Raw genomic sequence first — 24,126 nt, forward strand, 5'->3', positions numbered from 1 at the left:
CGGCAGCGGGTTTTGTGAAGATCAGTCGGTTGCGCGAATGCGGGCGACAAGATCCTTCAGCTTTTCGGAGGTCACGTGCTTTTCGTAGACGCTGTCCATGGCTGCCATGAACGGCTCCTTGTCGATTTCGGTGACGACTTCGACACCGGAAGCGCGGACTTTTTCTTCAGACGCCTTTTCGCGGGCCTGCCACTGTTCGCGCATGAAGGGCACGGAGTCCTTTGCAGCCTGGCGGACGGCCGCCTGGTCTTCCGGAGACAGCTTGTCCCAGGACTTCTTCGACATGACCAGCACTTCCGGCACGATCAGGTGTTCGTCGAGGGTGTAATACCCTGCGACTTCGAAGTGACCGGAAGACTCATAGGACGGCCAGTTGTTTTCCGCCCCGTCGATGACGCCGGTCTGGATGGACGAATAGACTTCGCCATAGGGCATCGGGGTCGCGTTGGCGCCGAGCGCCGACATCATGTCGACGAAGATATCGGACTGCATGACGCGAACCTTCATGCCCTGAAGGTCTTCAATCGATTTAATCGGTTTGACTTTATTGTAGAAGCTGCGCGAGCCTCCGTCATAAAAGGCAAGGCCGACATAGCCGTGCGGTTCGAATGCCGCCAGGATCTCTTCGCCGATCGGGCCGTCCATCACGGTGTGCATGTGATCCACGCCCTTGAAGACGTAGGGCAACGAGACGACCTTGGTCTCCTCCACAAGGTTGTTGAACGGGCCCATGGACACGCGGTTCAGGTCGATGACGCCGAACTTGGTCTGTTCGATGGTGTCCTTTTCCTCGCCCAGCTGGGCGGAGTGGAACACTTCAACGCAGATGCGGCCGTCCGTGCGCTCTTCGAGCAACTTGCCCATCTGCTTGACGGCCTCCACCGTCGGATAGCCGTCCGGATGAGTGTCGGACGACTTCAGGGTCACTTCGCATGCGAGCGATGCGGTCGTGAGGGCAGCTGTCGCCAACAGCGATGCCGCAAGGGTCTTCAATACTTTCATACTCTCCTCCCGAAATTGGCTCGTCAGAGCCGGTAGGCCTGCTTGGCAAGCCTGTAAGTGAGGTCGTGAGCGACCTCATATGCCTCGTCCTCGTCCAGCCTCCCGGATGTCACGAGTGAAGCGAGGTAAGCGCAATCAACCCGGCGGGCCACGTCGTGGCGGGCGGGGATCGAGCAGAACGCGCGGGTGTCGTCGTTGAAGCCGACTGTGTTGTAAAAACCCGCGGTTTCCGTGGTCAGTTCCCGGAAGCGGCGCATGCCCTCCGGACTGTCGTAGAACCACCAGGCCGGACCAAGCTTGAGCGTCGGGTAGACACCGGCGAGTGGCGCCAGTTCCCGTGCAAGGGCGGTCTCGTCCAGGGTGAAGAGAATGATCGACAGGTTCTTTTCCAGGCCGACCGCGTCCAGCAGCGGCTTGAGCGCCTTGACGTAGCCGGTCTGGGTCGGGATATCGAACCCCTTGTCCCGGCCGTGGGCCGCCATGATGCCGGCCGAATGGTTGCGGTAGCTGCCTGGGTGGATCTGCAGGACCAGCCCGTCTTCCAGGCTCATGCGGGCCATTTCCGTCAGCATGTGCCCCCGAAAGGCGTCGGCTTCCTCCGGTGAGCAACCGCCCTTGAGGGCCTTCTGGAACAGAGCCTGGGCTTCCGAAGGCGAAAGGTTTTCGGTTCGGGCGGTGGCGTGGCCGTGATCGGACGACGTCGCGCCAAAGGATTTGAAGTAGGCGCGGCGTTCTCGGTGAGCGTTGAGATAGCCCTGCCAGGTGGTGGCGTCCTCACCGGCGATTTCGCCGAATTTTTCGATGTTGGTGGCAAAGCCCTCGAATTCCGGGTCGACGACCGGATCGGGGCGATAGGCCGTGACGACGCGGCCATTCCAGCCGCTGTCGTGGATCTGGCGGTGCCATTTCAGGTCATCGAGCGGCGATTCCGTGGTCGCGATCACCTCGATATTGAACCGCTCGAAAAGCGCACGAGGGCGGAATTCCGGACGGGTCAGGCAATCGGCGATGTGGTCATAGGCTTCATCCGCAGTGTCGGCGGAGATCCGTTTTGTCCAGCCGAACACTTCCTGGAAGGAATGCTCCAGCCACATGCGAGAGGGCGTCGCGCGGAAAAGGTGGAAATTCTCGGCGAAGATCCTCCAGATCTTGCGGCTGTCGGTTTCGCTCAGACCGCCGTCGATGCGCGGTACACCCAGGTCGCTCAAGTCGATCCCCTGCGAGAACAACATGCGGAAAACGTAATGGTCAGGAACGATGAACAGTTGTGCCGGGTCGGGGAAAGCCTCGTTTTCAGCGTACCAGCGCGGATCCGTGTGGCCATGCGGGCTGACGATCGGCAGGTCCTTGACGGTGGCGTAAAGCTCTGCGGCGATCTTGCGCGAGGCTGCATCGGCGGGAAACAGGCGGTGCGGGTCCAGGCCCTGTCCCGAGATATCCGGTGCATCCGCTCTTTCCAGTGACATTCGTTTCTCCCAGGGCTGCCTTCAGACAGGCTAATGTTGCGACTAGTAAACTGATATGCTAGTTGATTAGTCGAGTCAACGGAGACGAATGCCGATGTCAGAAAGCAGCGCCCTGAAGGTGCTTGAGCCCATCAAGATTCCGAGCGTCGCAGATACGGTGTTCGAAGAATTGCACCAGCAGATCCTGTCACTGGATCTGGCGCCGGGAACGCGCATGTCGGAAGCGGAAGTGGCCAAAGCCTTCGGCGTGTCCCGCCAGCCGGTCCGCGATGCGTTCTACCGTCTGTCGCAGCTCGGCTTTCTGCTTATCCGCCCGCAACGGGCAACGGTCATCTCCAAGATCTCGGAAGCCGCGGTGCTGAAGGCGAAATTCGTGCGCACAGCGCTGGAGGTCGCCTGCATGCGGGCGGCCATCGAGGTGATCACAGACGAACAGATCGACGATCTGGAAGAGCTTCTCGCGCAGCAGCAGGTGGCGGTGGATGCCAATGAACGCCAGCTGTTTCATTCGCTCGACGACATCTTTCACCGCCGGATCTGCGAAATCTCCGGTCACGACTACGTCTGGGCGCTGATCCGCGAACAGAAAGCGCATATGGACCGGGTCCGGTTCCTGTCTCTGGCCTCCGGGGCTCAGGCCGCGCTCGATGACCATTACCGCATCGTTTCGGCCATGCGCCTGCGGGACGGCCAACTGACCGAAGCCATTCTGACTGAACACCTGGGCCGCATTGCCACCATCCTCGGCCGCATCCGCGCCGAGAACCAGGATCATTTCGAGGAATAAGCATTCCAAAGCGGTTCCCGGGCAATGGACGGGTCCTGTCGAAGCCGTCGTTACCCGCCCTCTGATAGCCCGGGTGCCATGCGCAATGCCGGTGCCGGTGATCAGTATCGCTCTGATTGGCTGCCGCAACAGGCCGCGTGCCTGAGGTCTTCTGTGACCTTACGGCAGAAAAGCCCCAGTTTTAATCAACCGTTTACCATAATTGTGTTGCTTTCGGTTTCGGATCGCGTGATGTGTCTTTAAAATTTTCTGATCCGGTCAGAACCGTATTATTGCAAGTGCTGACGGTTCGAATATGCCGCTGAAAGGACGCGAATATGGCTTCCAAGATGAGCCGACGCACGTTTGTTGCTGCAATACCCCTGCTGTTGGCCGCCTGCCAAAGCCAGCAAAGTTCAACTGTGCAGGCGGGATTGAACCCGCTGGCCGATGGCACGCCGGACTATGCGACGGCCTATGCCGCCAGAACAGACGGCGGGTTTGCAATCCCTGCCATCCAGTACCAGAAATTCGACCCCAAATTTCTGCGTCAGGTGGTGTTCTATCCCAGCAAGTATCCCTCCGGCACAATCGTCGTTGATCCGAAGAACAAATTTCTCTACCTGATCCAGCCAGGCGGCCGAGCCATCCGGTATGGCATTGGTGTAGGTCGAGCCGGTTTTGCGTGGAACGGCGAAGCGGAAATCCGCTTCAAGCGCGAGTGGCCGAAATGGTTCCCGCCGGAAGAGATGATCGAGCGCGATCCGAAGCTGGCGAAATATCGCGACGGGCAGGATGGCGGTCCTCGTAATCCGATCGGCGCGCGCGGGCTGTATCTGTGGCAGAACAACAAGGACACGCTCTACCGCATCCACAGCACCAACCACCCCTCCAGTATCGGCACCAACGCCTCCAGCGGCTGCATCCGCATGTGGCATCAGGACATCATCGACCTGTATAACCGCGTCAATGTCGGCACCAAGGTGGTCGTGCTGGGCTAAGTCTATCGCACGAGCCGCTTCGGGCTTCTGTTTGAAGAGCCGCTAGGTCCGTTCAGATGGACCGGCGGCTCTTTTGCGTTCCGGCGGCCCATCCTTCGCGACAGCGCTACGCGCTTCCTCAGGATGAGGAGGGGGATTGGGAGGTTCTTCGGTGAAGGTGCTCTCGGGGGCGGAAAGTCCGACATGGTGACGTGTCTGACGTGGTGACCGGGATTCTGGCAGGCAGGCGTCTCAGATCCGGACGGTCAAGGACAGTTCATATTCCCGCCCCAAAAGCCTCATCCTGAGGAGGGTCGTCAGGCCCGTCTCGAAGGATGGGCACCTTGTTCCGATGTTGCCAGCTTTCCGGCCCCGCCTCGCTTTGCATACGGACGGGACCAGACCGGGAGCCGGCGCCCGCCAGACGTTATCCTTCCACCGACCCAAGTAGCTCCTTCGCCTGCCGGGCTGCGCCTCGGATGGCGGCGGCGTAGAGGGTGACGTCGATAGACGTGGCGACGAAGGTTGCGCCCAGTTCCAGACAGGTGCGGGCGAAATCGAGATTGGTGGTCAGGATGCCCGGTGCCTTGCCAGCGGCCTTGATACGCTTCATGGCGTCCAGGATCGCGGCCACGACTTCCGGGTGCATGGGCTCGCCAAGATGGCCCATATCGGCAGCCAGATCCGACGGGCCGATGAAGACGCCGTCAACGCCTTCGACTGACAGGATGCCGTCAAGTTCTGCCAGCCCGGCGCGGTTTTCCACTTGAACCAGCAGGCAGATCTCGCCGTCGGCGGTGGTCAGGTAATCGGGGATGGCGGAAAATCGGGACGCGCGGGCGAGGGCTGCCCCAACGCCGCGCACGCCAACGGGCGGATAGCGTACGGCGCTGACGAGATCTTCCGCCTGGGCCTTGCTTTCCACCATGGGGACCAGCAGAGTTTGCGCGCCGGCATCCAGGAACTGCTTGATCATCCAGGTTTCGCCGATGGGCACCCGGACCACCGGCTTGCTGCCCGAGGCCTCGACCATGGTCAATTGCGCCATCATGGATCTGAGATCGTTGGGTGCGTGTTCGCAATCGATCAGCAGCCAGTCGAAACCGGCGCTTGCGGTGATCTCTGCCGTGTAGGCATCGGCAAGCCCAACCCAGCAGCCCATCTGCGGCTGACCGGATTTCATGGTGGCTTTGAAGGCGTTTTGAGGCGCTGGCATGGTTTTCCCAATTATGCGAAAGAGCAGGAAACGGACCCGAACGGGCCGAAGTCGGCGTGAACCTTCGAACCGGGCGGGCATTCCACCGGCCTGATGAAGGATCCGGAGAGAATAATCTGTCCGGCTTCGATTGTCTGTCCGTAATCGGCCATGCGCCTCGCCAGCCAGACGACGGCCTCGACCGGATCGTTGAGAACGCCAGCGCCAAGACCGGTTTCCTCAACTTCGTTATTGCGGCTGACGATGGCTCCGATCCAACGCAGGTCGGTGGTGGCGGGGGCGTGTTTCTCCACACCCAGCACTAGACCGGCATTGGCAGCGTTGTCGGCGATAGTGTCGAAGATCTTGCGGGCCTGACCGGTTTCCGGGTCGACCCGCTGGATACGGGTATCGAGAATTTCCAGGCTCGGGCAGACGTAATCCGTTGCCGCCAGAACGTCTTCTCGCGTGACATCGGCACCGCCAATTGAAGCCTTCATGACGAAGGCGATTTCCGCTTCGATCCGCGGCTGGATGAACCGGCCCTTGGGGACAGTGGCTCCGGTTTGAAACAGCATGTCGTCGAAGAGGACGCCGCTGTCCGGCGTGTCGATCTTGAGCGCATCCTGCATGGCTTTTGATGTCAGGCCGATCTTCCAGCCAATGGTCTTGCGGCCGTCGGCGAGCTTTGCCTTCGCAAATTCCTTCTGGATCGCATAGGCCCCGTCCATGTCGAGGTCCGGATGGCGCAGGGTCAGAAGGCCGATCTGCTCACGCGTCTTTTCCGCGTTCAGGAGATCGCCTGCCGCTTTGGAGATGTCTGCTTTGCTCAGGCTCATTTTTCGTCCTCCACCCCATTGCGCAAGATGCCGATGCCTTCGACCTCGATCTCGACCACGTCACCGGGTTTCAGATAACGGGGAGGGTCGAAACGGGCGCCGGCGCCTGTCGGTGTTCCGGTGACGATGATGTCGCCGGGCTGAAGTGTCATGAAGGTCGAGATGTAGGCGATTTCCTCGCGGATCGGGAAGGTCATGCGCTTGAGGTAGTCGTCCTGGCGCAGCTCTCCGTTGACGCGGGTCTGAATGCGGGCCTCATCCAGTTGCGCAGCGTTTTCGAAAGGAACCAGCCAGGGGCCGATGGACCCAGACCTGTCCCAGTTCTTGCCCTGGGTGACGTTGAATTTCGCGTGCCGAACCCAGTCGCGGATGGAGCCTTCGTTGCACAGCGTCAGGGCGCAGATATGGTCGTAGGCGTCTTCCGCCCTGATCCGCCGGCCGGCCTTGCCGATGACGATGGCGACTTCACCCTCATAATCGAGCGTATGGTTTTCCGGTGGCCGGATCAGCGGCTGCTCGTGGCCGGTAAACCCGCTGGCAAACCGCGGGAACAGCGACATGTATTTCGGCTGCGCGCTGCCGTCCTTGTATTCCGCATTGCGGTCGGGAAAGTTGACGCCGACACACAGGATCCGCGGTGCATTCGGCAGCACCATTTCATAGGTGAAATCGGACTGCGTGACCGGTTTGTCCATTGCGGCTGCAACGAGATCCCGCAGGCCATCGGCGTGGATGGCGTCGTAAAGCGTTGGCCACTGCGGAAAGTCTGGCGACAGGGCGATCATGCCGGTATCGGTGACGGCACCGTAATATTGTTTGCCGTCGGCGCTGTAAGTCGCGAGCCGGGTCATGCGGGCTCCCTGTTTCTGGCAATTTCAAGGATGACGCCAAAGGCGAAGTCGACATCTTCCTGTGTGCAGTCGAACTGTCCGACCTGAAATCGGATCACTTTAGCGCCGTCGAGCAAGGTCTGGGTCAGGTAGATCCGCCCATCATCATTGATGGCATCGACAAGCGTCTGGTTGAGTGTGTCGAGGTCCTGCGCACCTGCTGGGGCGTAGCGAAAGCTGAACAGGGACAGGACAGGCTCGGAGGTTATCTCGAAATCGGGTTCGGCGCGCAGGCGTTCGGCGAGCGCGACCGACCAGTCGACGTGGTTGCGCAGTCGCTGCCGCAGGTCTTCAAGGCCATAGGAGCGTAGCAGGAACCAGAGTTTCAGCGCCCGGAACCGGCGGCCGAGCGGAATGGACCATTCGGAATAGTTGACGATGCCGTCATGGCCGTGTGTCTTCAGATATTCCGGCCGGATTGCCAGCGTGCGCACGAGGTCTTCCGGATCGCGGACGAAATGAGCGGAACAATCGAACTGGGCGCCGAGCCATTTGTGTGGATTGAAGACCATGGAATCGACCCTCTCGACACCAGCCCAGAGGTCCCGGTATTCGGGCGCGATCATGGCTGCGCCCGCCCAGGCAGCGTCGAGATGGACATAAAGGCCGAAGTCCTTCGCGACGGCGACGACAGAGGCAACATCGTCGGACGCGCCGACGCCGGTTCCGCCGGTACAGGCGATAATGCCCGCAGGACGGTATCCGGCAGCAAGATCCACTTCGATAGCGGTGCGCAGGGCGACCGGATCCATGGACCGGTGTTGCCCCTGAACCGGGATCCGCACCAGATTGTCCTGCCCGATGCCGGAGATCCAGATGGCTCTGTCGATGGAGGTGTGGACCTCGTTGGAGGAATAGACCCGCAGGCGCGGCTGGCCGCTGAGACCGGCCTTGTTGCCGTCCCACGAAAGGGCGCGCTCGCGCATGGTCAGCACGGCGGCCAGCGTTGCGGTGGACGCGCTGTCCTGGATCACCCCGGTAAAGCTCTCGGGCAGTCCGACGGCCTGGCGCAGCCAGTCCATCATCCTCGTTTCCATCTCGGTGGCGGCAGGAGAGGTCTGCCACAGCATGCACTGGGCCGCCATGGCGGTGACGAGATATTCCGCCAGCATTGACGGCGGAGAGGCATTGGCCGGGAAATAGGCAAAGAAGCGCGGGTGCTGCCAATGGGTCATGCCCGGTAGCACGATCTTCTCGAAATCCGCGAAGATTTTCTCCATCTCCTCGGCAAGCTCCGGCGGAGCCTCGGGGAGTGCGTTGAGGATCTCGCCAGGTTTCACCTGGGCGCGGACAGGCCGCTGCCGGAGGGTCTGGTGATAGTCTGCGGCCCAGTCGGCCACACGCCGGCTCCAGCCGGCAAAATCAGTCCAGTTCATTGCGTTGGTCCAACCGTTGTCTCTCTCACCTATGGCGCAACAATCGGTTGTGCGGCAAGGCTGGGGGGCTGAACTTCCGTTCCCTCGAAGAGAGAGCCTTCCTCGAACCAGCTTCTGGGAGCCGGCGCGCCCCACAATGTCTGGCGCTGCGGATCCTTCAGGTCCCACTTGATCGGTTCCAGATCCGGATCGACCGTCTGGTAGTCCGAGCAGTAGATCTCGATCCGGTGGCCGTCCGGATCACGGATGTAGAGGAAGAAGGCGTTGGAAATGCCGTGGCGGCCCGGGCCGCGTTCGATGTTGGACACCCAGCCGGTGGTAGCCATCAAATCCAGAAGATCGATGATGTTGAGCGGGGTCGGCACCCAGAACGCGGTGTGATGCAGGCGCGGCCCCTTGCCGTTGGTGAAGGCAATGTCGTGGACACCGCCCTTGCGGTGGGTCCAGGCGGCCCACAGGCGGCCGCTTTCCTCGTCCTCGGTATATTCGGTCACCCGGAAGCCGAGCTCGTTGTAGAAGGCGACAGAGGCATCGACGTCCGGCGAGAAGCAGTTGAAATGATCAATCCTGAGCGGCTTCACGCCCTTGTAGAGTGCGTATTTCTGATGGATCGGCGGCAGGCGGTCCATCTTCGCATAGAATTCCAGCGGTATGCCGTGCGGGTCGCGAGTGCGGAAGGTGCGTGACTGGTAGGGCCGCTCGACCCAGTCGACCAGAAGGCCCTTGCCCTTGAAATAGGCGGCTGCCTTGTCGAGATTTTCCTCGTCGAACACCTTGAAGCCGAGATCGCGCGCGGAGGCTTCCGCCGATTTGCGTAACACCAGGCAATGGTGGCCGCGCTCTTCCATGGCGCGCAGATAGATGGCGTCGCCGGTTTCGTCCGTCACCTGAAGGCCAAGCGTATCGACGTAGAAGGCCCGGCTTCTGGCCAGATCCGTAACGCCGAGTTCCACATGGCTGAGGCGGACGATGTTGAAGGGCGGGTAGAGATTGGGTGCCGGAATGGGCATGAGGTCCTCCCAGAAGATTTATTTTTATCAGGCCCCGAGGCGCGGGATTGCGTGCTGTCCCGTCGCAAAGCCGATGTGTTTCTGTTCCATGTAGAATTCAAACGACCAGTCGCCGCCGTCGCGGCCGATACCGCTGGCCTTGACGCCGCCAAAGGGCGTGGGCAGGTGACGGACGTTTTCCGAGTTCACCCAGATCATGCCCGCTTCCAGACTGTTGGTGAACCGCAATGCCCGCGTCAGGTCGTTGGTCCAGACGTAACCGGTCAGGCCATAGGGGATGTCGTTGGCGATCTGCAGCGCTTCTTCCTCCGAGCCGAAGCGGATGGAGGTCAGAACGGGGCCGAAGATTTCCTCCTGGGCGATCTTCATGTCGTTGTTCGCGCCGGTGAAGAGGGTGGGGCGCACGAAGCAGCCTTCGGTGCCGACGCGGGTTCCTCCGGCGGCAATCGTTGCGCCATCCTGTCGGGCCGTTTCGAAGTATCCGGTGACCTTGTCGAAATGGGTCTTGTGGATCAGTGGGCCAATTTCGGTCGTCGGGTCGAGCGGATGACCGACCTTGATGTTGTTGACGCGTTCGATGAGCTTTGCTTCGAATTCATCGGCAATCGTGTCCTGCACCAGAAGGCGCGAGGACGAGGTGCAGCGTTCGCCGTTCAGCGAATAGATCATGAAGACCGCCGCATCCAGTGCGCGGGCGAGATCGGCATCGTCGAAGACGATGACGGGGTTCTTGCCGCCAAGTTCGAAATGGACCCGCTTCAGGGTTTCCGCGCCCTGACGCATGATCATGGATCCGGTGCGGCTCTCGCCGACAAAGGCGATGGCCTTGATGTCCGGATGCTCGGTCAAGGCCTTGCCGGCTTCCTCACCCGGCCCGTTGACCAGGTTCCAGACACCTTTCGGCAGGCCGGCTTCCTCAGCGATTTCCATCAGGATGCGAGCGGTTATGGGGGAGAACTCCGCTGGCTTGTGCACCACGGTGCAGCCTGCCGCCAGGGCCGGAGCGATTTTCCAGGTCGACAGCATGAAGGGCGTGTTCCAGGGGGTGATCACGCCGACCGGGCCGATGGGCACGCGTGTCGTGATGTTCATGAGGGTCGGTGAGGGCAGGGCCTGGCCGTCGCGGGCACCCGGCGCCTTGTCGGCGAAGAAGCGGAAATTCTCGGCGCCGCGCAGGGCCGCCTTCGACATGAAACGCAGCGCCTGACCGGTATCCCAGCATTCGCAAAAGGCGATTTCCTCCGCGCGGGCAACAATGCCGTCTGCGATCTTGTGCAGGATCTTCTTGCGGTCCGCCGCGGCCATGTCGCGCCAGGCGGGAAAGGCGTCTTTTGCGGCCCTGGCGGCCGCATCGATATCGGCGGCATCGCCCTGGGCCACCTGGCAGATCAAGCTGTCGTCCACCGGGGAAGTGGTTTCGAAACTCGCACCGGAGGTAGCAGAGCAGGCCTTGCCGCCGATCTGGTTGAGGACGCCGGTTTCCCGGAACCGGGCGAGATAGGTTTCAAGCTTGTCGATGTTGTTCTGTAGATCGGACATGGATCAGGCAGTCCCCAAATGGTCGCGAATGGTGCCCGTCTTGGGCGAAAGGTCCGGGTCGATGTCGCGCATCTCGAGCGATAGCGCGAGCGAACTGCTTGTCAGGACAGGTTCCAGAAATGCCTTTGCCGCATCGAACAGGCGCTCGGCTGCTTCGCGCTTGACGTCGTCCGACCGCCCGCCGCGCAGACGCACGGAAATGTCGATGAAGGCATGTTTCGGGTCGCCATCGGCAATTGAATAGTGGTCGCACCGAATGGCCCGCACGCGCAGGCCGGGCATTGGCAAGGCCTCTATAGCGGCCGCCTGGGCGCGCAGATGCTCACACAAGCCCTGGATGTCTGCCCGCTGGTCCAGGTTGGCGGAATATTCCAGCGATATGTGCGGCATGGGATTTCCTTAACAGTGCAATATTTGTTATGTTAAATATATGAGATGGAAACTGTCAAACTTTTTGTGTCCAACAATCTGCCAATTCGCTATGGACCTTGCATGACCGACGACACTGAAATCGCAGGTAGCCCCGTGCTGCCGTCCACAAGACGCTCCATCCCGATTGCGCTGATCCGGGCGCGGGAAAAGGTCATGGGGCCGATCCGGGAAATGCTCTCCGACTGCGGCATCACCGAGCAGCAGTGGCGCATCTTGCGGGTGCTGGAAGAGTTTGGACCCCAGGATGCTTCAACCCTGGCGGAGCGCGCCTGCCTGCTGCTGCCCAGTCAGACGAGAATCGTTCAGACACTTCTGGAAAAGGGATTTGTGACCCGTCAGGTGGACGAGAAGGACCGGCGCAAGCAGACGGTTGCGATTACACCGGCCGGGCAGGCGATCATTGATGACAAGCTTCAGGACGCCAAGGCCATTGCAGCCCGTATCGAAGAGGTGATCGGCAAGGAGAAGCTGGCCCAACTGCTGGACATTCTGGAGGATTTCCAGAAGCTTTGAAGGCCGGGCGCATCGCTGCCAGGCACCCGGAGCGCATAGGCTCCGGGTTCTGGACTGCGAGTGACAGTGACCGCCCCGTCACAGTGAGCGTTTGAGGACGCCTCTGCGGCAATTAGCCGGAAACCGCCTTCAGGCCGGTTTCGACACCCGAAAGGATCTTCTGCACATTGTCCTCGGTTACGATCAGCGGCGGTGAGAAGATGGCGTTGTTGCCCGAGACGCGGATCATGACACCGTCCGCATAGGCGGCCTGCTGGAGTTTCATCGGCACGTCCTTCGCGCAAGGCTTCTTGCTGGCACGGTCGGAGACGAGTTCGATGGCACACATCAGGCCTTCGCCGCGCACATCGCCGATCAGCTCGAAGCGTTCCTGCAGACCCTTCAGGCCACCAAGCAGTTCCTTGCCGCGCGCAGCGGCGTTTTCATGCACTTTCAGGCGGCGGATTTCAGCAAGGGCGGCCAGGGCAGCTGCGGCACCGACAGGGTGGCCCGAATAGGTGTAGCCGGTGTCGATGGAAGCGATGCCACTGGTGTCCTTTTCGAAGACCTCTGCCACATGGCCGGCGATCATCACCGCGCCGAACGGAAAGTAACCGTTGGTGATGGCTTTTGCCGTGCACATGAAGTCCGGCTGAACGCCCCAGTGACGCGCGCCGCTTTCGCTGCCGGTGCGGCCGAAGGCGGTGATGACTTCGTCGGAGATCAGCAGGATGCCGTTGCGGTCGCAGATCTCGCGCACCATCGGCATGAAGCTCGGGTGCGGTGGCATGACGCCGCCGGCGCCGAGCACGGGTTCCATGATGAAGGCGGCAATGGTGCCGGCGCCTTGGAAGGCGATCTCGTCTTCAAGGGCAGAGGCACAAAGCTGGGCGAGCTTGGCCGGATCGCTCTCGTTGAACGGATTGCGGTAGGTGTATGGCGCGGGAATGTGGAAGCAGCCAGGCAGCAGCGGCTCATAGGCATTGCGGAACTTGCCGTTGCCGTTGACGCTGGCGCCGCCGAAATGGGTGCCGTGATAGCCTTTCTTCAGGCTGAGGAACTTGGTGCGGCCGGCTTCGCCGCGAATGCGGTGATACTGGCGAGCGAGCTTGAGGGCGACTTCGACCGAATCCGATCCACCGGACGTGAAGAAGGCGCGTGTCAGCCCATCCGGGCCGAAGAAATCGGCCAGTTCGTAGGAGAGTTCGATCACCTTGTCGTTCGAAGTGCCGCGGAAGATCGAATAATAGGGCAGGGCGTTCAACTGGTCGGCAATGGCCTGTTTCACCGGTTCGCAGGAATAGCCCAGGTTGACGTTCCACAGCCCGCCGACGGCATCGAGGACTTCGTGACCGTCAACATCGGTGATGAAAACGTCGCGGCCGCCGGTCACGATCGTCGGCAGGTTGTTCTGGCTGTCCGCTGGGTGCGCCATCGGATGCCAGACATGGCGGGCGTTGTTTTCCTTCAGGAAGTTGGAATCCTTCATGTCATGTCTCCTTGGGTAATTTGGTCAGGCCGAGCAGTGACAGCGCCTGGTCATATGAGGATCGGGGGGAAAGAACGTTGAAGTGGACCGTCTGGAGGCCGGCTGCCTCTGCACCGCGAATATTGCGCAACTGATCGTCGACGAAGACGCAGGCGGACGCGGGCAGGCCGAGTTCATCCAGGCACAACTGGTAGGCGCGCGGGTCAGGTTTCAGAATTCCGGTGTAGGTCGCGTCGACGATGACGTCGAAATCATCCAGAAAGGTGAGCTTTTTTCTGAAGTCCGCGCCGTAGAAGAGGTCCAGCTCATTGGACAGGACAGCAAGCTTGCAGCCCGCCTGTTTGGCGAGGCGGATGGCGGCGAGCGCTTCCGCCCGCATGACGGCATCCGGATCAGCGCCGCGCGCAGCCTTCACGAATTCGGCCATTTTCGTCCAGCTGTTGCCAGTCAGCTCGGCAACCTCCTGCGTGCGCCGGTGCCAGTAGTCACGCTCGGAAATTTGGTCCCGCTGCATGGCCTGCCAGAGACTGTCCGTTTCCGGTTCGAACGGACCACGCCAGGTGAGTGTGCCTGGGGCGAGCCCGAGGGCTTGTTCGGTCAGGTCGTGGGTCTCGAACAGCGTGCGGGTGACAACCCCGCCGAAATCGAGCACCAGAGCTTTGGTGTCATGCGGCATTGCGCCAGATCCTTCTCAAATCGACTGGAACAACACCGCCGAGCTTTTCCGTCACTTCCGTTGCCGCGAGTGGCAGGGTGGCACGGATCTTTGCTTTCAATTCGTCGGTCATGCGGACGGAGGGAGCGGCGACCGCAATGGTGCCGATGGCTTCTGGCAAGTCGCCGAAGACCGGGGAAGCGAAGGAAGAAACGTGTTCTTCAAACCCCTGATCGACAAAGGCAATGCCGTCGTTTCGAACCTGATCGACCGTCTGTTTCAGCAGCTCGCTGTCGGTAATGGTGTGGCCGGTGGAGGGCTTGAGTTTTGTCTTCAGGAGTTTCGGCAGCAGATCTGTCGGGCCAAAGGCCAGCATGGCAAGACCTGAAGCTGTGGCGTGAAGAGGCAGCAGTTCGGCTTCGTCGAAATAGACCCGCGTGCCGTGAATGAGCGCGTCGAAATGGTAGAGCGGCGACAGGTGGTCGCCTTCTCTCAACGAAACATGCACCAGCTCTCCCAGCTCTCCTGCCAGTTTTTCCACCAGCGGTGCGACCAGCCGGCGTGCAGGAAACAGGCGCTCGCGGACAGCGGCCAGGCGCAGGATGGCGGGGCCGAGGCGGTAGCCTTTGGTGCCGGGGTTCTGCTCCAGAAAACCGTTCGCCGTCAGTTCGCTCAGGTGCCGGTGCACGGTTGCCTTGTCCTGGCCCGACAGGTTGCGGAATTCGGTCAGGCCGATTTCCGAGCGGCTTGCCGAAAAGTGGTTCAGCAGGCTCAGCGCTTTTGTGATCGTGCCCATGCTTCAGCATTTCCTTTCCCGCAGGTGCCGGATTGAACCTCCGGCATTCGACGAGACAATGTTGACATGTAGTTTCATTTGAAACAATATATTTTTAAACCGATGGTTTGATATTTGAACCAGTTCGCGAGGTGAGCAAAAGCGTCAGCGCTTCGATTGAAGGTTGACATCTAATTATTTAAGATCACAATAATTAACAAAGCAAATAAAAAATGACCAAGACCGGCGCAAAGTCCGGCTGTCACCTGACCAGAAAAGGGACTGTTGAAATGAAGAAGCAAGTGATCGCCCTGGCGGCCGCGACATTGATGTCGGCAACGGCCGCTCTGGCCGAATATCCGGAAAAGCCCGTGTCGTTCATCGTGCCGTGGCCTCCGGGAGACCTGGAAGATGTCCTGACCCGCCTGATCGCGGACAAGTTTCAGGAAATGTACGGCGTGCCGGCTGCAGTGGTGAACAAGCCGGGCGGCGGCGGTGGCCCGTTCCCCGGTGCGGTCGAAGTCGCAACGGCTCCGGCTGACGGCTACACGGTTGGCTCCTTCGTCACCGACGTGCCAGTTGGCGGTCCGCAGATTGGCATTCCCGAGCTTTCACCGAACCCGTTCGAGCCGATCGGCATTTTCATGACCTATCCGTTCGTGATCGCAGCCGGTGCCGACGCGCCTTACAGCACCTGGGCCGAACTGGCTGACTATGCCAAGGAAAATGAGGTTGCCCTCGGTCATTTCGGCTCCTTCCTGCCGCCCACCCAGATCACCTTTGCAGCCGCCAAGACGTCCGGCTTCGACTTTGCCAGCGAAGCGGCCTTTGACGAATTGAACTGCAACACGCTGGCCTCTGGAGATGTCGACGTCATCAATACGACGCTGCAGCAGATCCAGCCGTGCCTGGGGGACGTGAAGATCCTGGCCAGCATCGGCAAGGAACGCACATCCCTGACACCGAATGTGCCGACCATGCAGGAAATCAATCCTGAGCTATCGGTGGCTTTGTGGAACGGGCTGTTCGTACGCAAGGACGTTCCGGAAGACGCGCGGATCAAGATATCCGCAGCCGCGCAGGCCGCGCTCAAGTCGCCAAAAGCGCTTGAATTGATCGGTCAGACCGGTGTGCTGATCTACTGGCAGGATCCGGTTCAGTCCGAGCAGCAGATCGAGGCGGATGCCGCGGCTCTCCAGAAGATCTCCGAGCTGATCGAACAGTAAAGCGATCTTTCCGGCCGGCACTGTTTGTGCCGGCCGGTTGCCTTCAGCTTCCAGGGAGGGTTCGGCTTGGCCCGCATCAAGACGTTGCAGGAATTGTTCAAACGGTACCGCCGTCCAGGCGACATCGTGTTTGCGACCCTGTTTCTGGTATTTTCCGTGTTTCTTCTGACGCAGGTTCCCGGCGAAACCGTCTGGGCCAAGCGCACCAAATGGTTCGCTCAACCAAGGTTCTGGCCGACCGTTGCCATCGGCGGCATGGTGTTGTTTGCCAGTCTGCATTTCATCGGGTCGCTCTGTTCCCAGCGCATTCCGGGGCGATGGCGCGAAGTCGGCTTCTGGCTGAAGTCGTTTGAGTTCGTGGCCTATTTCCTGATCTACGTGCTCCTGGTGCCGCAAATCGGCTATCTGCCGGCAACGCTTGCCTTCACCTTGTTCCTGTGTGTGCGGATCGGCGAGGCGACACCTCTCAATCTGGGCGCGGCGGTTGTTTTCAGTATTTCGGTGGTGGTGATCTTCCGGGCCTTCTTGCAGGTCAAGGTTCCCGCCGGTCATATCTACGAGGCGCTGCCTGACGGCATCCGCGCCTTTGCCCTGACCTATCTGTGAGGCAAGAATGGAACTGATCCTCTCCAGCCTGTCCATGCTTGCCCATTGGGACGTTCTTGCTGCTCTGCTGATCGGCTCCATCGGTGGTGTCATCATTGGCGCGATTCCCGGTGTCGGGGCGGCGGTTGCCATCGCGATCCTGCTGCCGGCGACCTTTTCCTTCGAGCCGATCGTCGGGTTGACGCTGCTGCTCGGCGTCTATGGCTCTTCCATGTATGGCGGTGCCATTCCGGCGGTGCTGATCAACACACCGGGAACGGCGGTCAACGCGTTGACCACCTATGACGGTTACCCCATGACCAAGAAGGGGCAAGGGCACCGGGCGCTGTCGCTTGCCTATTCGGCGTCCTTTTTCGGCGGCATGTTTTCGATCCTGTGCCTGATCGTGCTTTCGCCGGTTCTGGCGATGATCGCACCGCATTTCGGCAGCCGAGAGATCTTCCTGGCTGCCCTGATGGGTATCATCCTGGTGGTGGTGGCGCACCGGGGGCAGGTCTTTGCTGCCGGCATGCTGGCCTGTTTCGGCATCTTCCTGAACACGATCGGGCTGGAGCCCGCCAAATACACCAAGCGTTTCACATTCGACCAGAGCTGGCTGACCTCGGGGGTCGATCTGATTGTGGTGGTGCTCGGTCTCTTTGCGATCTCGCAGGCATTGCTGCTGCTGGTCGACAAGGAGCATCAACCCGGATCTGCCAAGGTCGACGGCAATCTCTTTTCCGGGCTCAGGGAGCTGTTCGCGTTCAAGCGGGTGGCAACCGTTTCGTCAAGCTTTGGCGTGCTCATGGGCATGATCCCGGGCGTGGGCGAATTCACGGCCCAGTTCCTTTCCTATACCTATGCCCAGAAGACCTCCAAGGACCCGGACCTTTTTGGCAAAGGCTCGCCGGAGGGTCTGATCGCATCGGAGGCTGCCAACAACGCGGTGCCCGGTGCGGCGATGATCCCGCTGCTTGCGCTCGGCATTCCGGGAGAAGCGCTGACGGCCATGATGCTGTCCGTGTTCTATGTCCATAATGTCATCCCCGGACCACAGTTGTTCCAGGGGAAGCTCGACTTTGTGGTCGCGCTTTATCTCGCCCTGTTCCTTCTGAACATCATTGTTCTGATCTTCCTCCTGTCCTCCACGGGGCTGCTGCTCAAGATCATCCAGATCCCGACGCGGTTCCTGGGCGTGATGATCATGACGCTGTCCTTCGTCGGCGTCTTCTCGCTGCGCAACTCGGTGACCGACTGCGCGATTGCCGCCGGTTTCGGCGTCTTTGGTCTGGTGCTGAAGCGGCTCAACCTGCCCATCGTGCCGATCATCCTGGGCATGGTGCTTGGCGGCATCATGGAAGTGAAGCTTCGCAGCGCCATGGCGCGGGTGCATTCGCCGCTCGACTTCATCGACCGGCCGATCGCCGCCATCCTCTTCATCGCCATCATTCTCATTCTCGTCCTGCACGTGCGCACGGTCATACGCGAACACAAGGTGCGGCTGGAACGTGAAGAGGACACCTCCGAAACCTCAACCCAGCAAGGGTAACATTCATGATGCTTGATCAGGCCGCAATCGATGCCTTGCGCAACCAACCCGTTGCCGAGCAGGGGCATTTCATAAACGGTGCCTTTGCCGCGTCCCGGGACGGGGCAACGCTGGAGGTACTTTCTCCCATCGACGGAAAGCCGCTGACGAAGATCGCAAGCGGAACACCCGCCGATGTGGCACTTGCCGTTGAGGGCGCGCGCAAGGCGTTCGAGGATGGCCGCTGGTCAAAAGCCGCCCCGGCCCATCGCAAGAAGGTTCTGCTGAAGCTGGCCGACCTGATCGAGGCGAAAGCGCTTGAGCTTGCCGTTCTCGGCGTGCGCGATAACGGCACCGAGATCAACATGGCCTTCAAGGCCGAGGCTTTGTCCGCGGCCGGAACTTTCCGCTATTACGCTGAAGCGCTCGACAAGATCTATGGCGAGATCGCGCCGACTGCGGACAATGTGCTGGGGCTCATCCACCGGGCGCCTGTGGGTGTGGTGGGGGCCATCGTTCCCTGGAATTTTCCGCTGATGATCGGAGCCTGGAAAATTGCCCCGGCGCTCGCCATGGGAAATTCCATCGTGCTGAAGCCGGCGGAAACAGCCTCGCTCAGCCTGCTCAGGATTGCCGAACTGGCATCTGAGGCAGGGGTTCCGGACGGCGTCTTCAACGTCGTGACCGGACCGGGTGCGGTTGTCGGCGAGGCTTTGGCCCTGTCGATGGATGTCGATATTCTGGTCTTTACCGGGTCCGGTGCGACCGGGCGCCGGCTTCTGGAATATTCCGCCAGATCCAACCTGAAACGCTGCTATCTGGAACTGGGTGGCAAGTCCCCCAACATCGTCTTCAACGATGCAGCTGATCTGGCGAAAGCCGCCAAGGTGTCCGCAGCGGGGATCTTCCGCAATTCCGGTCAGGTGTGTGTCGCCGGGTCGCGCCTTCTGGTGCAGGAGGAAATCCACGATGATTTCGTTGCCGCGATCTGCCGGGAGGCGGAGGCTTTCAAGGTGGGCGATCCGCTGGACCTTTCCAGCCAGATCGGCGCAGTGCATTCGCTGCCCCAGCTGGAAGCCGATCTGAAATTCGTGGAGACCGCGGAAACCGAAGGCGCGGAGCGCCGCACAGGAGGCGCGCGCATCCTGAAGGAGACCGGCGGTTATTACATGGCGCCCACCGTCGTGGCCGGTGTCAAACCGCAAGACACGATTGCGCAGAAGGAAGTGTTCGGGCCCGTGCTGGCTGTAACTGCCTTCAAGGACGAGGAAGACGCGATCCGGATCGCCAACGGCACCGAATACGGTCTTGCTGCAGGTGTATGGACATCCGATCTCGGCCGGGCGCACCGGATGATTGCCGGTGTCCGGTCCGGCGTCATTCATGTGAACACCTATGGCGGTTCGGATATGACCGTCCCGCTTGGCGGCATGAAGCAGTCCGGCAATGGGCATGACAAGTCGCTGCACGCACTCGACAAGTATGTCGACCTGAAAACCGCCTGGATCCAGCTCTGAGGATAGACATGACCAAAACGATCCTGTCCATCGGGACCTACGACACCAAGAATGCCGAACTGGAGTTCATCGAGCAGACCATTCGAGATCAGGGCGGCGAGGTGCTGACGATGGATGTCAGCGTGCTGGGCAATCCGGCCAGGCCGACCGGCATTTCCAAGCATGAGGTTGCCGAGGCGGGCGGCATGTCCATCGAGGACGTGTTCGGGCAAGGCGATGAGAACAAGGCTTTTCAGGTGATGGCGCGGGGGGCAGCAAAACTGGTTGCTGACCTTTATGCGCAGGGCCGCATTGACGGCATGATTGCGCTCGGCGGAACCATGGGAACGGATCTGGCGCTCGATTGCGCGCAAGCGCTGCCCATGGGCGTGCCGAAATTCATCGTCTCCACGGTCAGCTTCTCGTCGCTGATCCCGCCGGAGCGGCTGGCACCCGATATCCAGATGATCTTGTGGGCTGGTGGCCTTTATGGCCTCAATGAAATCTGCAAGTCGTCGCTGGCGCAGGCCGCAGGCGCGGTTCTGGGAGCGGCAAAGGCTGCGCAGATGCCGGATCGCTCAAAGCCGCTGATCGGAATGACATCACTCGGCTCCAGTTGTCTTTCCTATATGAAACTGCTGAAACCGGCGCTCGAACGGCGCGGCTACGAAGTGGCCGTCTTCCATTCCACCGGCATGGGCGGCATGGCTTTCGAGAGCCTTGCGCGGGAAGGGGCCTTCTGCTGCGTCATGGATTTCTGCCTGCAGGAATTCGGCAACCTGCTGGCTGGGTCACTGGTCAGCAGCGGGCCTGACAGGCTGCAGAATGCAGGCAGGCAGGGCACGCCCCAGATCGTGGCGCCGGGCGCGCTCGATCTGGTGGACTTTGCAGGCTGGCAGGAAATCCCGGCGCAATACACCGACAGGCCGTTTCACGAGCACAATCGCCTGATCAAGAGTTCCGTCTTCAATCCGCAAGAGCGCCGCCAATGGGCGAACGCGCTTGCCGATCGGCTGGAAGCGGCCACAGGGCCAACCCATTTCCTGCTGCCGCTTGGTGGTATCGAAGCCTGGGACAGGGAAGGCGAGGAAGCGCATGATCCCGAGGGCCTTGAAGCCTTTATCGACGAAGTCAGGACGGTCTTTCCTGGCCGTGTCGATATGAGCGAGGTGTCAGCCCACATCAATGACCAGGCCTTTGCGGAGGCAGCGCTTGGCGTCTTCGACAGATGGGTCAGCGAGGGAATTGTCGTGCCGAGCGCTTAAGGCTCCCGCACTCGCCACAAAAGGAAAAGCGCCGGTAAGGGCGTCTCGCGTTTACCGGAAAATCCCGCATCGCTTTTTGCGGTGAAATCTCTGATTTCAGGCAGCGAAAAACGAGTCCGATAAAACGCGTTTTGCCCTGGCGGCGCTTTTGGGGAGGGAGATGGGGCTTTGCTTGTTCTTTTGATCTGTTGACAGCCCGTGACACGCCTTTGCCTGTCACGGGCCTTGTTCATCAGGACCGCGGCTTCAGGTTTTCCGGGTCGTAGAGTGGCTGATAGCCGACACCGGCGACTTCCACCGGGTAGGTTTCCGAGAAATACTCGACGTTCAGCTTGCGGCCGACCTGGCAGTATTCCTGCGGCAGGTAGGCAAGTGCGATGTTCTTGCCGATGGTCGGGCCGAAGGCGACCGAGGTGGTGTAGGAAATACGGCCCAGGCTATCGACCAGCGTCTTGCCCGTGTCCGGATCCTGAACCGGCATGGCGCCGACCGGGTAGCGCTTGACGCCGTTTGCATCGGTGTTTTCAAGCATCACCAGCGTGCAGAGCATGGCCGGCTGCTTGTCGCGTTCCCGATATTCGACGTGCTTGGCCTTGCCGCGGAAGTCTGCTTCCTTGACCTTCGGACGGGCCAGATCGGCCTCATAGAGGTTGTACTGGGTCAGGAGGTCAGCGTTCTGCAGGCGCAGGGATTTTTCCATGCGGCGCGAGTTGGCATAGGTTTCGACACCGACGGCGATGACACCTGTGGAGCGCAGCGCATCCCAGACCGCCAGACCGTCTTCGTACTTCATGTGCAGTTCCCAGCCCTGTTCACCGACGTAGGACAGGCGGAGAGCCATCACGGATTTGCCGGCGATCTCGATCTGGCGGATACCTGCGAAGGGGAAGTTTTCCGGATCGAGCGCAGCCGGATCGGAAACGACCTTCTTCAGGTTTTCGCGGGCGTTCGGACCCCAGATGCCGATGGTGGTGTATTGCTCGCTGACGTCGGTCACCGTGACGTCGAAGCCTTTGTCCTCGGCGATGCGTTTCACATATTGATAGTCACGCGGGCCGGCGTCTGCACCGTCAACGATGCGGCAGCGGTCTGCCATACGGAAGACGGTGAGGTCGGCACGCACATTGCCTTCGTCATCGAGGAAGTGGGTGTAGATCCCCTTGCCGATGTTGGCATCGCCGCCGATCTTCGCGGCACACAGCCATTCCAGCAGGGCCTCATGGTCCGGGCCTTCGACGTCGAACATGTAGAAGTGCGACAGGTTGATGATGCCGCAGTTTTCACTGAGTTCGAGCTGTTCAGCGTTGGAGACACGCCAGAAATGGCGGCTGTCCCATTCGTTTTCGCGGACCGGAACCTGGTCGCCGTATTTTTCCAGCAGGTGCTCGTTGGCGGCATACCCATGCGCGCGCTCCCAGCCGCCCAGCTCCATGAAGTAACCGCCGAGTTCAACCTCACGGTCATAGAACGGCGACCGCTTCACGCTGCGGCTTGTCAGGTAGGGCTCACGCGGGTGAACCGCCGGGAAATAGATTTTCTGCGCGGCTTCGTAGCAGCGGTCCTCAATGTATTTCTCGGTGAGCTGATGAGAATAGAAGCGCGAATAATCGATGGACGCGTGGTCGATTTCGGTCCGGCCATCGGTGATCCAGTCAGCGAGGAGCTTGCCGTAGCCCGGTCCGTCCTTGACCCAGATGGCGACGCAGTACCACAGGCCACGCACCTTCTGGCTTTCCCCGCAGGACGGGCCGCCTGCGGCCGACACCTGCAGCAGGCCGTTGAAGGAATGGCTTTCGTTATATCCGATTTCGCCCAGGATCGGCGTCAGTTCCATGGCGCGTTCCAGAGGCTCCATGACCTGTTCCATTTCCAGATCGCGCTGGGAGGGAGACAGGCGGGCCTGATCCTTTTCCAGAAGATCGCGCGGGTGGCACATGCGCGGATGGTTCGGCTCGTAATATCCCCATTCGATCTGGCCGCCTTCGGCCGTCTTGGGATCGCCGGTGTCGCGCATGTAGGCGGAGTTGCCCTGGTCACGCATCAGCGGATAGCCGATGTCCTTGCCAGTGCCTTCGAATTCATTGTACGGGCCGAAGAAGGTCAGCGGGTGGTCGACCGGCATCACCGGCAGGTCTTCGCCGACCATTTCGGCAATCAGGCGGCCCCAGAGACCGGCGCAAACGATGACATGATCGGCCATGATCGTGCCGCGATGGGTCTTCACACCCTTGATGTGGCCGTCCTCAACAATGAGGGACTGTGCCGGGGTGTTGGCGAAAGCCTTCAGCTTGCCGGTTTTCTCGCCTTCATCGACGAGCTTGCCGGCAACAGTCTGCGAGCGCGGAATGACAAGGCCGGCATCCGGATCCCACATGCCGCCCTGGACCATGTCCTCTTCGATCAGCGGGAACTTTTCCTTGATCTCCGCCGGGCTCACCAGGCGCACATTGGTGCCGAAAGCCTTGCCCGAGGTCACCTTGCGCTTGATTTCCTCCATCCAGGCATCGTCGCCTGTGCGTGCGACTTCCAGGCCACCGACGCGGGCGTAGTGTCCCATCTTGTCGAAGAAGTCGATGGAATACTGGGTGGTCCAGACGGACAGATAGTCGTGGCTGGTGGTGTAGCAGAAGTCGGAGGCGTGGGCTGTCGAGCCGATATCGGTCGGAATGCCGGACTTGTCGATGCCGACAATGTCGGTCCAGCCGCGTTCAATGAGGTGATGGGCGATCGACGCGCCGACAATACCGCCGAGGCCGACGATGACGATCTGTGCCTTGTCAGGAAATGCTGACATGTCTCATTCCTTTTCCATCGACCGGAACGCAATCGCTCTGCTTCCGGTCCGTGCGCCTGCAACGAAGGTCCGTTTCCTGGCGGCAGTATCGCGACTGATCGAAAGGCAAAATAGCGTAATTGCGTCATGGGGCATTATCGCCACGACACGCGGGCGCAAATCACGGTTTCGCCTGGTGGGCGAACGGCCGAAAAAAACGCAAGCGCGCGCGTTGCCGGGCATGGAAATCCGCGCCAGGCGAGTTCACGATTTATTGAACGCGAGTCGCTGGTGCGGATCCGCCGGTCAACTGTTCGCCACGGCGTTTCCCGGATAGCGCCGTCGCG

At 60.6% G+C, this 24,126-nt stretch carries 22 protein-coding genes; 9 read left to right on the forward strand and 13 right to left on the reverse strand.

From position 1 onward, the window contains the following. Positions 1-21 precede the first annotated feature (21 nt). Together FMN63_RS04145 and uxaC are read right to left on the reverse strand one after the other, a co-directional pair. Entirely contained in the window at positions 22-1,002 is a 981-nt protein-coding gene (locus FMN63_RS04145) for a TRAP transporter substrate-binding protein (protein ID WP_148582687.1), read from the reverse strand. A 23-nt stretch (positions 1,003-1,025) separates the two neighbouring features. Further along, the gene (gene uxaC, locus FMN63_RS04150) at positions 1,026-2,468 is read right to left on the reverse strand and encodes a glucuronate isomerase (RefSeq protein ID WP_148582688.1); all 1,443 of its coding nucleotides are present in this window, start codon (positions 2,466-2,468) and stop codon (positions 1,026-1,028) included. Positions 2,469-2,562: 94 nt separating this feature from the next. On the opposite strand from uxaC, the gene FMN63_RS04155 reads away from it, so the two are divergent. Together FMN63_RS04155 and FMN63_RS04160 are read left to right on the forward strand one after the other, a co-directional pair. Beyond that, on the forward strand, positions 2,563-3,255 hold the full coding sequence (locus tag FMN63_RS04155) for a GntR family transcriptional regulator (RefSeq protein WP_148582689.1): 693 nt from the start codon (positions 2,563-2,565) through the stop codon (positions 3,253-3,255). Between the two features lie 317 nt (positions 3,256-3,572). Beyond that, complete coding sequence (locus FMN63_RS04160) at positions 3,573-4,235, forward strand: L,D-transpeptidase (RefSeq protein ID WP_148582690.1); 663 nt, start codon at positions 3,573-3,575, stop codon at positions 4,233-4,235. A gap of 406 nt (positions 4,236-4,641) precedes the next feature. Here FMN63_RS04160 and hpaI read toward each other — a convergent pair whose 3' ends face one another. Genes hpaI through FMN63_RS04195 form a run of 7 tightly spaced genes read right to left on the reverse strand, consistent with a single transcriptional unit; the run spans position 4,642 to position 11,453 of the window. After that, the gene (gene hpaI, locus FMN63_RS04165; protein WP_148582691.1) at positions 4,642-5,430 is read right to left on the reverse strand and encodes a 4-hydroxy-2-oxoheptanedioate aldolase; all 789 of its coding nucleotides are present in this window, start codon (positions 5,428-5,430) and stop codon (positions 4,642-4,644) included. A gap of 11 nt (positions 5,431-5,441) precedes the next feature. Further along, positions 5,442-6,248, reverse strand: a complete 807-nt coding sequence (gene hpaH, locus FMN63_RS04170; protein ID WP_209000927.1) for a 2-oxo-hept-4-ene-1,7-dioate hydratase — start codon at positions 6,246-6,248, stop codon at positions 5,442-5,444. Continuing rightward, entirely contained in the window at positions 6,245-7,099 is an 855-nt protein-coding gene (locus FMN63_RS04175; protein WP_148582692.1) for a fumarylacetoacetate hydrolase family protein, read from the reverse strand. The genes hpaH and FMN63_RS04175 overlap by 4 nt, the downstream gene beginning before the upstream one ends. After that, positions 7,096-8,514, reverse strand: a complete 1,419-nt coding sequence (locus FMN63_RS04180) for a pyridoxal phosphate-dependent decarboxylase family protein (RefSeq protein ID WP_148582693.1) — start codon at positions 8,512-8,514, stop codon at positions 7,096-7,098. The genes FMN63_RS04175 and FMN63_RS04180 overlap by 4 nt, the downstream gene beginning before the upstream one ends. Positions 8,515-8,543: 29 nt before the next feature. Further along, complete coding sequence (gene hpaD / locus FMN63_RS04185; protein WP_148582694.1) at positions 8,544-9,524, reverse strand: 3,4-dihydroxyphenylacetate 2,3-dioxygenase; 981 nt, start codon at positions 9,522-9,524, stop codon at positions 8,544-8,546. Between the two features lie 27 nt (positions 9,525-9,551). After that, the gene (gene hpaE, locus FMN63_RS04190) at positions 9,552-11,063 is read right to left on the reverse strand and encodes a 5-carboxymethyl-2-hydroxymuconate semialdehyde dehydrogenase (protein WP_148582695.1); all 1,512 of its coding nucleotides are present in this window, start codon (positions 11,061-11,063) and stop codon (positions 9,552-9,554) included. A 3-nt stretch (positions 11,064-11,066) separates the two neighbouring features. Next, complete coding sequence (locus FMN63_RS04195) at positions 11,067-11,453, reverse strand: 5-carboxymethyl-2-hydroxymuconate Delta-isomerase (RefSeq protein ID WP_148582696.1); 387 nt, start codon at positions 11,451-11,453, stop codon at positions 11,067-11,069. A 102-nt stretch (positions 11,454-11,555) separates the two neighbouring features. On the opposite strand from FMN63_RS04195, the gene hpaR reads away from it, so the two are divergent. Then, entirely contained in the window at positions 11,556-12,008 is a 453-nt protein-coding gene (gene hpaR / locus FMN63_RS04200) for a homoprotocatechuate degradation operon regulator HpaR (RefSeq protein WP_148582697.1), read from the forward strand. A gap of 112 nt (positions 12,009-12,120) precedes the next feature. Here hpaR and FMN63_RS04205 read toward each other — a convergent pair whose 3' ends face one another. The 3 genes from FMN63_RS04205 to FMN63_RS04215 are packed head-to-tail and all read right to left on the reverse strand — an operon-like array spanning position 12,121 to position 14,927. Next, positions 12,121-13,476, reverse strand: coding sequence for an aminotransferase class III-fold pyridoxal phosphate-dependent enzyme (locus tag FMN63_RS04205; RefSeq protein WP_148582698.1), 1,356 nt, complete (start codon positions 13,474-13,476; stop codon positions 12,121-12,123). A gap of 1 nt (position 13,477) precedes the next feature. Continuing rightward, on the reverse strand, positions 13,478-14,152 hold the full coding sequence (locus FMN63_RS04210) for an HAD-IA family hydrolase (protein ID WP_148582699.1): 675 nt from the start codon (positions 14,150-14,152) through the stop codon (positions 13,478-13,480). Then, a complete protein-coding gene (locus FMN63_RS04215) occupies positions 14,142-14,927 on the reverse strand; it encodes an IclR family transcriptional regulator (RefSeq protein WP_148582700.1) in 786 nt (261 codons plus the stop codon). Before FMN63_RS04215 ends, FMN63_RS04210 begins: the two co-directional genes overlap by 11 nt. 212 nt (positions 14,928-15,139) lie before the next feature. Between FMN63_RS04215 and FMN63_RS04220 the strand changes: the two genes are divergently transcribed. The 5 genes from FMN63_RS04220 (at position 15,140) to FMN63_RS04240 (ending at position 21,006) form a co-directional block, all read left to right on the forward strand. Beyond that, positions 15,140-16,132, forward strand: coding sequence for a tripartite tricarboxylate transporter substrate binding protein (locus FMN63_RS04220; RefSeq protein ID WP_209000928.1), 993 nt, complete (start codon positions 15,140-15,142; stop codon positions 16,130-16,132). A 66-nt stretch (positions 16,133-16,198) separates the two neighbouring features. Beyond that, on the forward strand, positions 16,199-16,738 hold the full coding sequence (locus tag FMN63_RS04225) for a tripartite tricarboxylate transporter TctB family protein (RefSeq protein ID WP_162854988.1): 540 nt from the start codon (positions 16,199-16,201) through the stop codon (positions 16,736-16,738). Positions 16,739-16,745: 7 nt separating this feature from the next. Beyond that, positions 16,746-18,266 carry a tripartite tricarboxylate transporter permease gene (locus FMN63_RS04230; protein ID WP_148582702.1) on the forward strand — a complete coding sequence of 507 codons (1,521 nt, stop codon included), beginning with the start codon at positions 16,746-16,748 and terminating at the stop codon, positions 18,264-18,266. Between the two features lie 8 nt (positions 18,267-18,274). Further along, the gene (locus FMN63_RS04235) at positions 18,275-19,762 is read left to right on the forward strand and encodes an aldehyde dehydrogenase (RefSeq protein ID WP_148582731.1); all 1,488 of its coding nucleotides are present in this window, start codon (positions 18,275-18,277) and stop codon (positions 19,760-19,762) included. A gap of 8 nt (positions 19,763-19,770) precedes the next feature. Then, on the forward strand, positions 19,771-21,006 hold the full coding sequence (locus tag FMN63_RS04240) for a Tm-1-like ATP-binding domain-containing protein (RefSeq protein ID WP_148582703.1): 1,236 nt from the start codon (positions 19,771-19,773) through the stop codon (positions 21,004-21,006). Positions 21,007-21,238: 232 nt separating this feature from the next. Here the strand turns inward: FMN63_RS04240 and FMN63_RS04245 are convergent, their stop codons facing one another. Further along, positions 21,239-23,800 (reverse strand): GcvT family protein, encoded by a 2,562-nt coding sequence (locus FMN63_RS04245; RefSeq protein WP_148582704.1) that lies wholly within the window; start codon positions 23,798-23,800, stop codon positions 21,239-21,241. Here FMN63_RS04245 and FMN63_RS04250 point away from each other — a divergent pair. Then, positions 23,799-24,116: a hypothetical protein gene (locus FMN63_RS04250; protein WP_148582705.1), complete on the forward strand. Its 318-nt coding sequence runs from the start codon at positions 23,799-23,801 to the stop codon at positions 24,114-24,116. The two genes, FMN63_RS04245 and FMN63_RS04250, sit on opposite strands and share 2 nt — an antisense overlap. Positions 24,117-24,126 lie beyond the last annotated feature (10 nt).

Origin of the sequence: Stappia sp. BW2, from assembly GCF_008107695.1 — a bacterium.
Lineage (GTDB): Bacteria > Pseudomonadota > Alphaproteobacteria > Rhizobiales > Stappiaceae > Roseibium.

Bases quoted from the DNA above. Each gene is read 5' to 3' on its own strand.
- FMN63_RS04230 (WP_148582702.1), top strand. From the start codon at position 16,746: ATGGAACTGATCCTCTCCAGCCTGTCCATGCTTGCCCATTGGGACGTT.
- FMN63_RS04195 (WP_148582696.1), bottom strand. From the start codon at position 11,453: ATGCCGCACATATCGCTGGAATATTCCGCCAACCTGGACCAGCGGGCA.
- hpaD (WP_148582694.1), bottom strand. From the start codon at position 9,524: ATGCCCATTCCGGCACCCAATCTCTACCCGCCCTTCAACATCGTCCGC.
- FMN63_RS04160 (WP_148582690.1), top strand. From the start codon at position 3,573: ATGGCTTCCAAGATGAGCCGACGCACGTTTGTTGCTGCAATACCCCTG.
- FMN63_RS04245 (WP_148582704.1), bottom strand. From the start codon at position 23,800: ATGTCAGCATTTCCTGACAAGGCACAGATCGTCATCGTCGGCCTCGGC.
- uxaC (WP_148582688.1), bottom strand. From the start codon at position 2,468: ATGTCACTGGAAAGAGCGGATGCACCGGATATCTCGGGACAGGGCCTG.
- FMN63_RS04180 (WP_148582693.1), bottom strand. From the start codon at position 8,514: ATGAACTGGACTGATTTTGCCGGCTGGAGCCGGCGTGTGGCCGACTGG.
- hpaI (WP_148582691.1), bottom strand. From the start codon at position 5,430: ATGCCAGCGCCTCAAAACGCCTTCAAAGCCACCATGAAATCCGGTCAG.
- FMN63_RS04175 (WP_148582692.1), bottom strand. From the start codon at position 7,099: ATGACCCGGCTCGCGACTTACAGCGCCGACGGCAAACAATATTACGGT.
- FMN63_RS04250 (WP_148582705.1), top strand. From the start codon at position 23,799: ATGTCTCATTCCTTTTCCATCGACCGGAACGCAATCGCTCTGCTTCCG.
- FMN63_RS04205 (WP_148582698.1), bottom strand. From the start codon at position 13,476: ATGAAGGATTCCAACTTCCTGAAGGAAAACAACGCCCGCCATGTCTGG.
- FMN63_RS04215 (WP_148582700.1), bottom strand. From the start codon at position 14,927: ATGGGCACGATCACAAAAGCGCTGAGCCTGCTGAACCACTTTTCGGCA.
- FMN63_RS04155 (WP_148582689.1), top strand. From the start codon at position 2,563: ATGTCAGAAAGCAGCGCCCTGAAGGTGCTTGAGCCCATCAAGATTCCG.
- hpaE (WP_148582695.1), bottom strand. From the start codon at position 11,063: ATGTCCGATCTACAGAACAACATCGACAAGCTTGAAACCTATCTCGCC.
- FMN63_RS04220 (WP_209000928.1), top strand. From the start codon at position 15,140: ATGACCAAGACCGGCGCAAAGTCCGGCTGTCACCTGACCAGAAAAGGG.
- FMN63_RS04210 (WP_148582699.1), bottom strand. From the start codon at position 14,152: ATGCCGCATGACACCAAAGCTCTGGTGCTCGATTTCGGCGGGGTTGTC.
- FMN63_RS04145 (WP_148582687.1), bottom strand. From the start codon at position 1,002: ATGAAAGTATTGAAGACCCTTGCGGCATCGCTGTTGGCGACAGCTGCC.
- hpaH (WP_209000927.1), bottom strand. From the start codon at position 6,248: ATGAGCCTGAGCAAAGCAGACATCTCCAAAGCGGCAGGCGATCTCCTG.
- hpaR (WP_148582697.1), top strand. From the start codon at position 11,556: ATGACCGACGACACTGAAATCGCAGGTAGCCCCGTGCTGCCGTCCACA.
- FMN63_RS04235 (WP_148582731.1), top strand. From the start codon at position 18,275: ATGCTTGATCAGGCCGCAATCGATGCCTTGCGCAACCAACCCGTTGCC.
- FMN63_RS04240 (WP_148582703.1), top strand. From the start codon at position 19,771: ATGACCAAAACGATCCTGTCCATCGGGACCTACGACACCAAGAATGCC.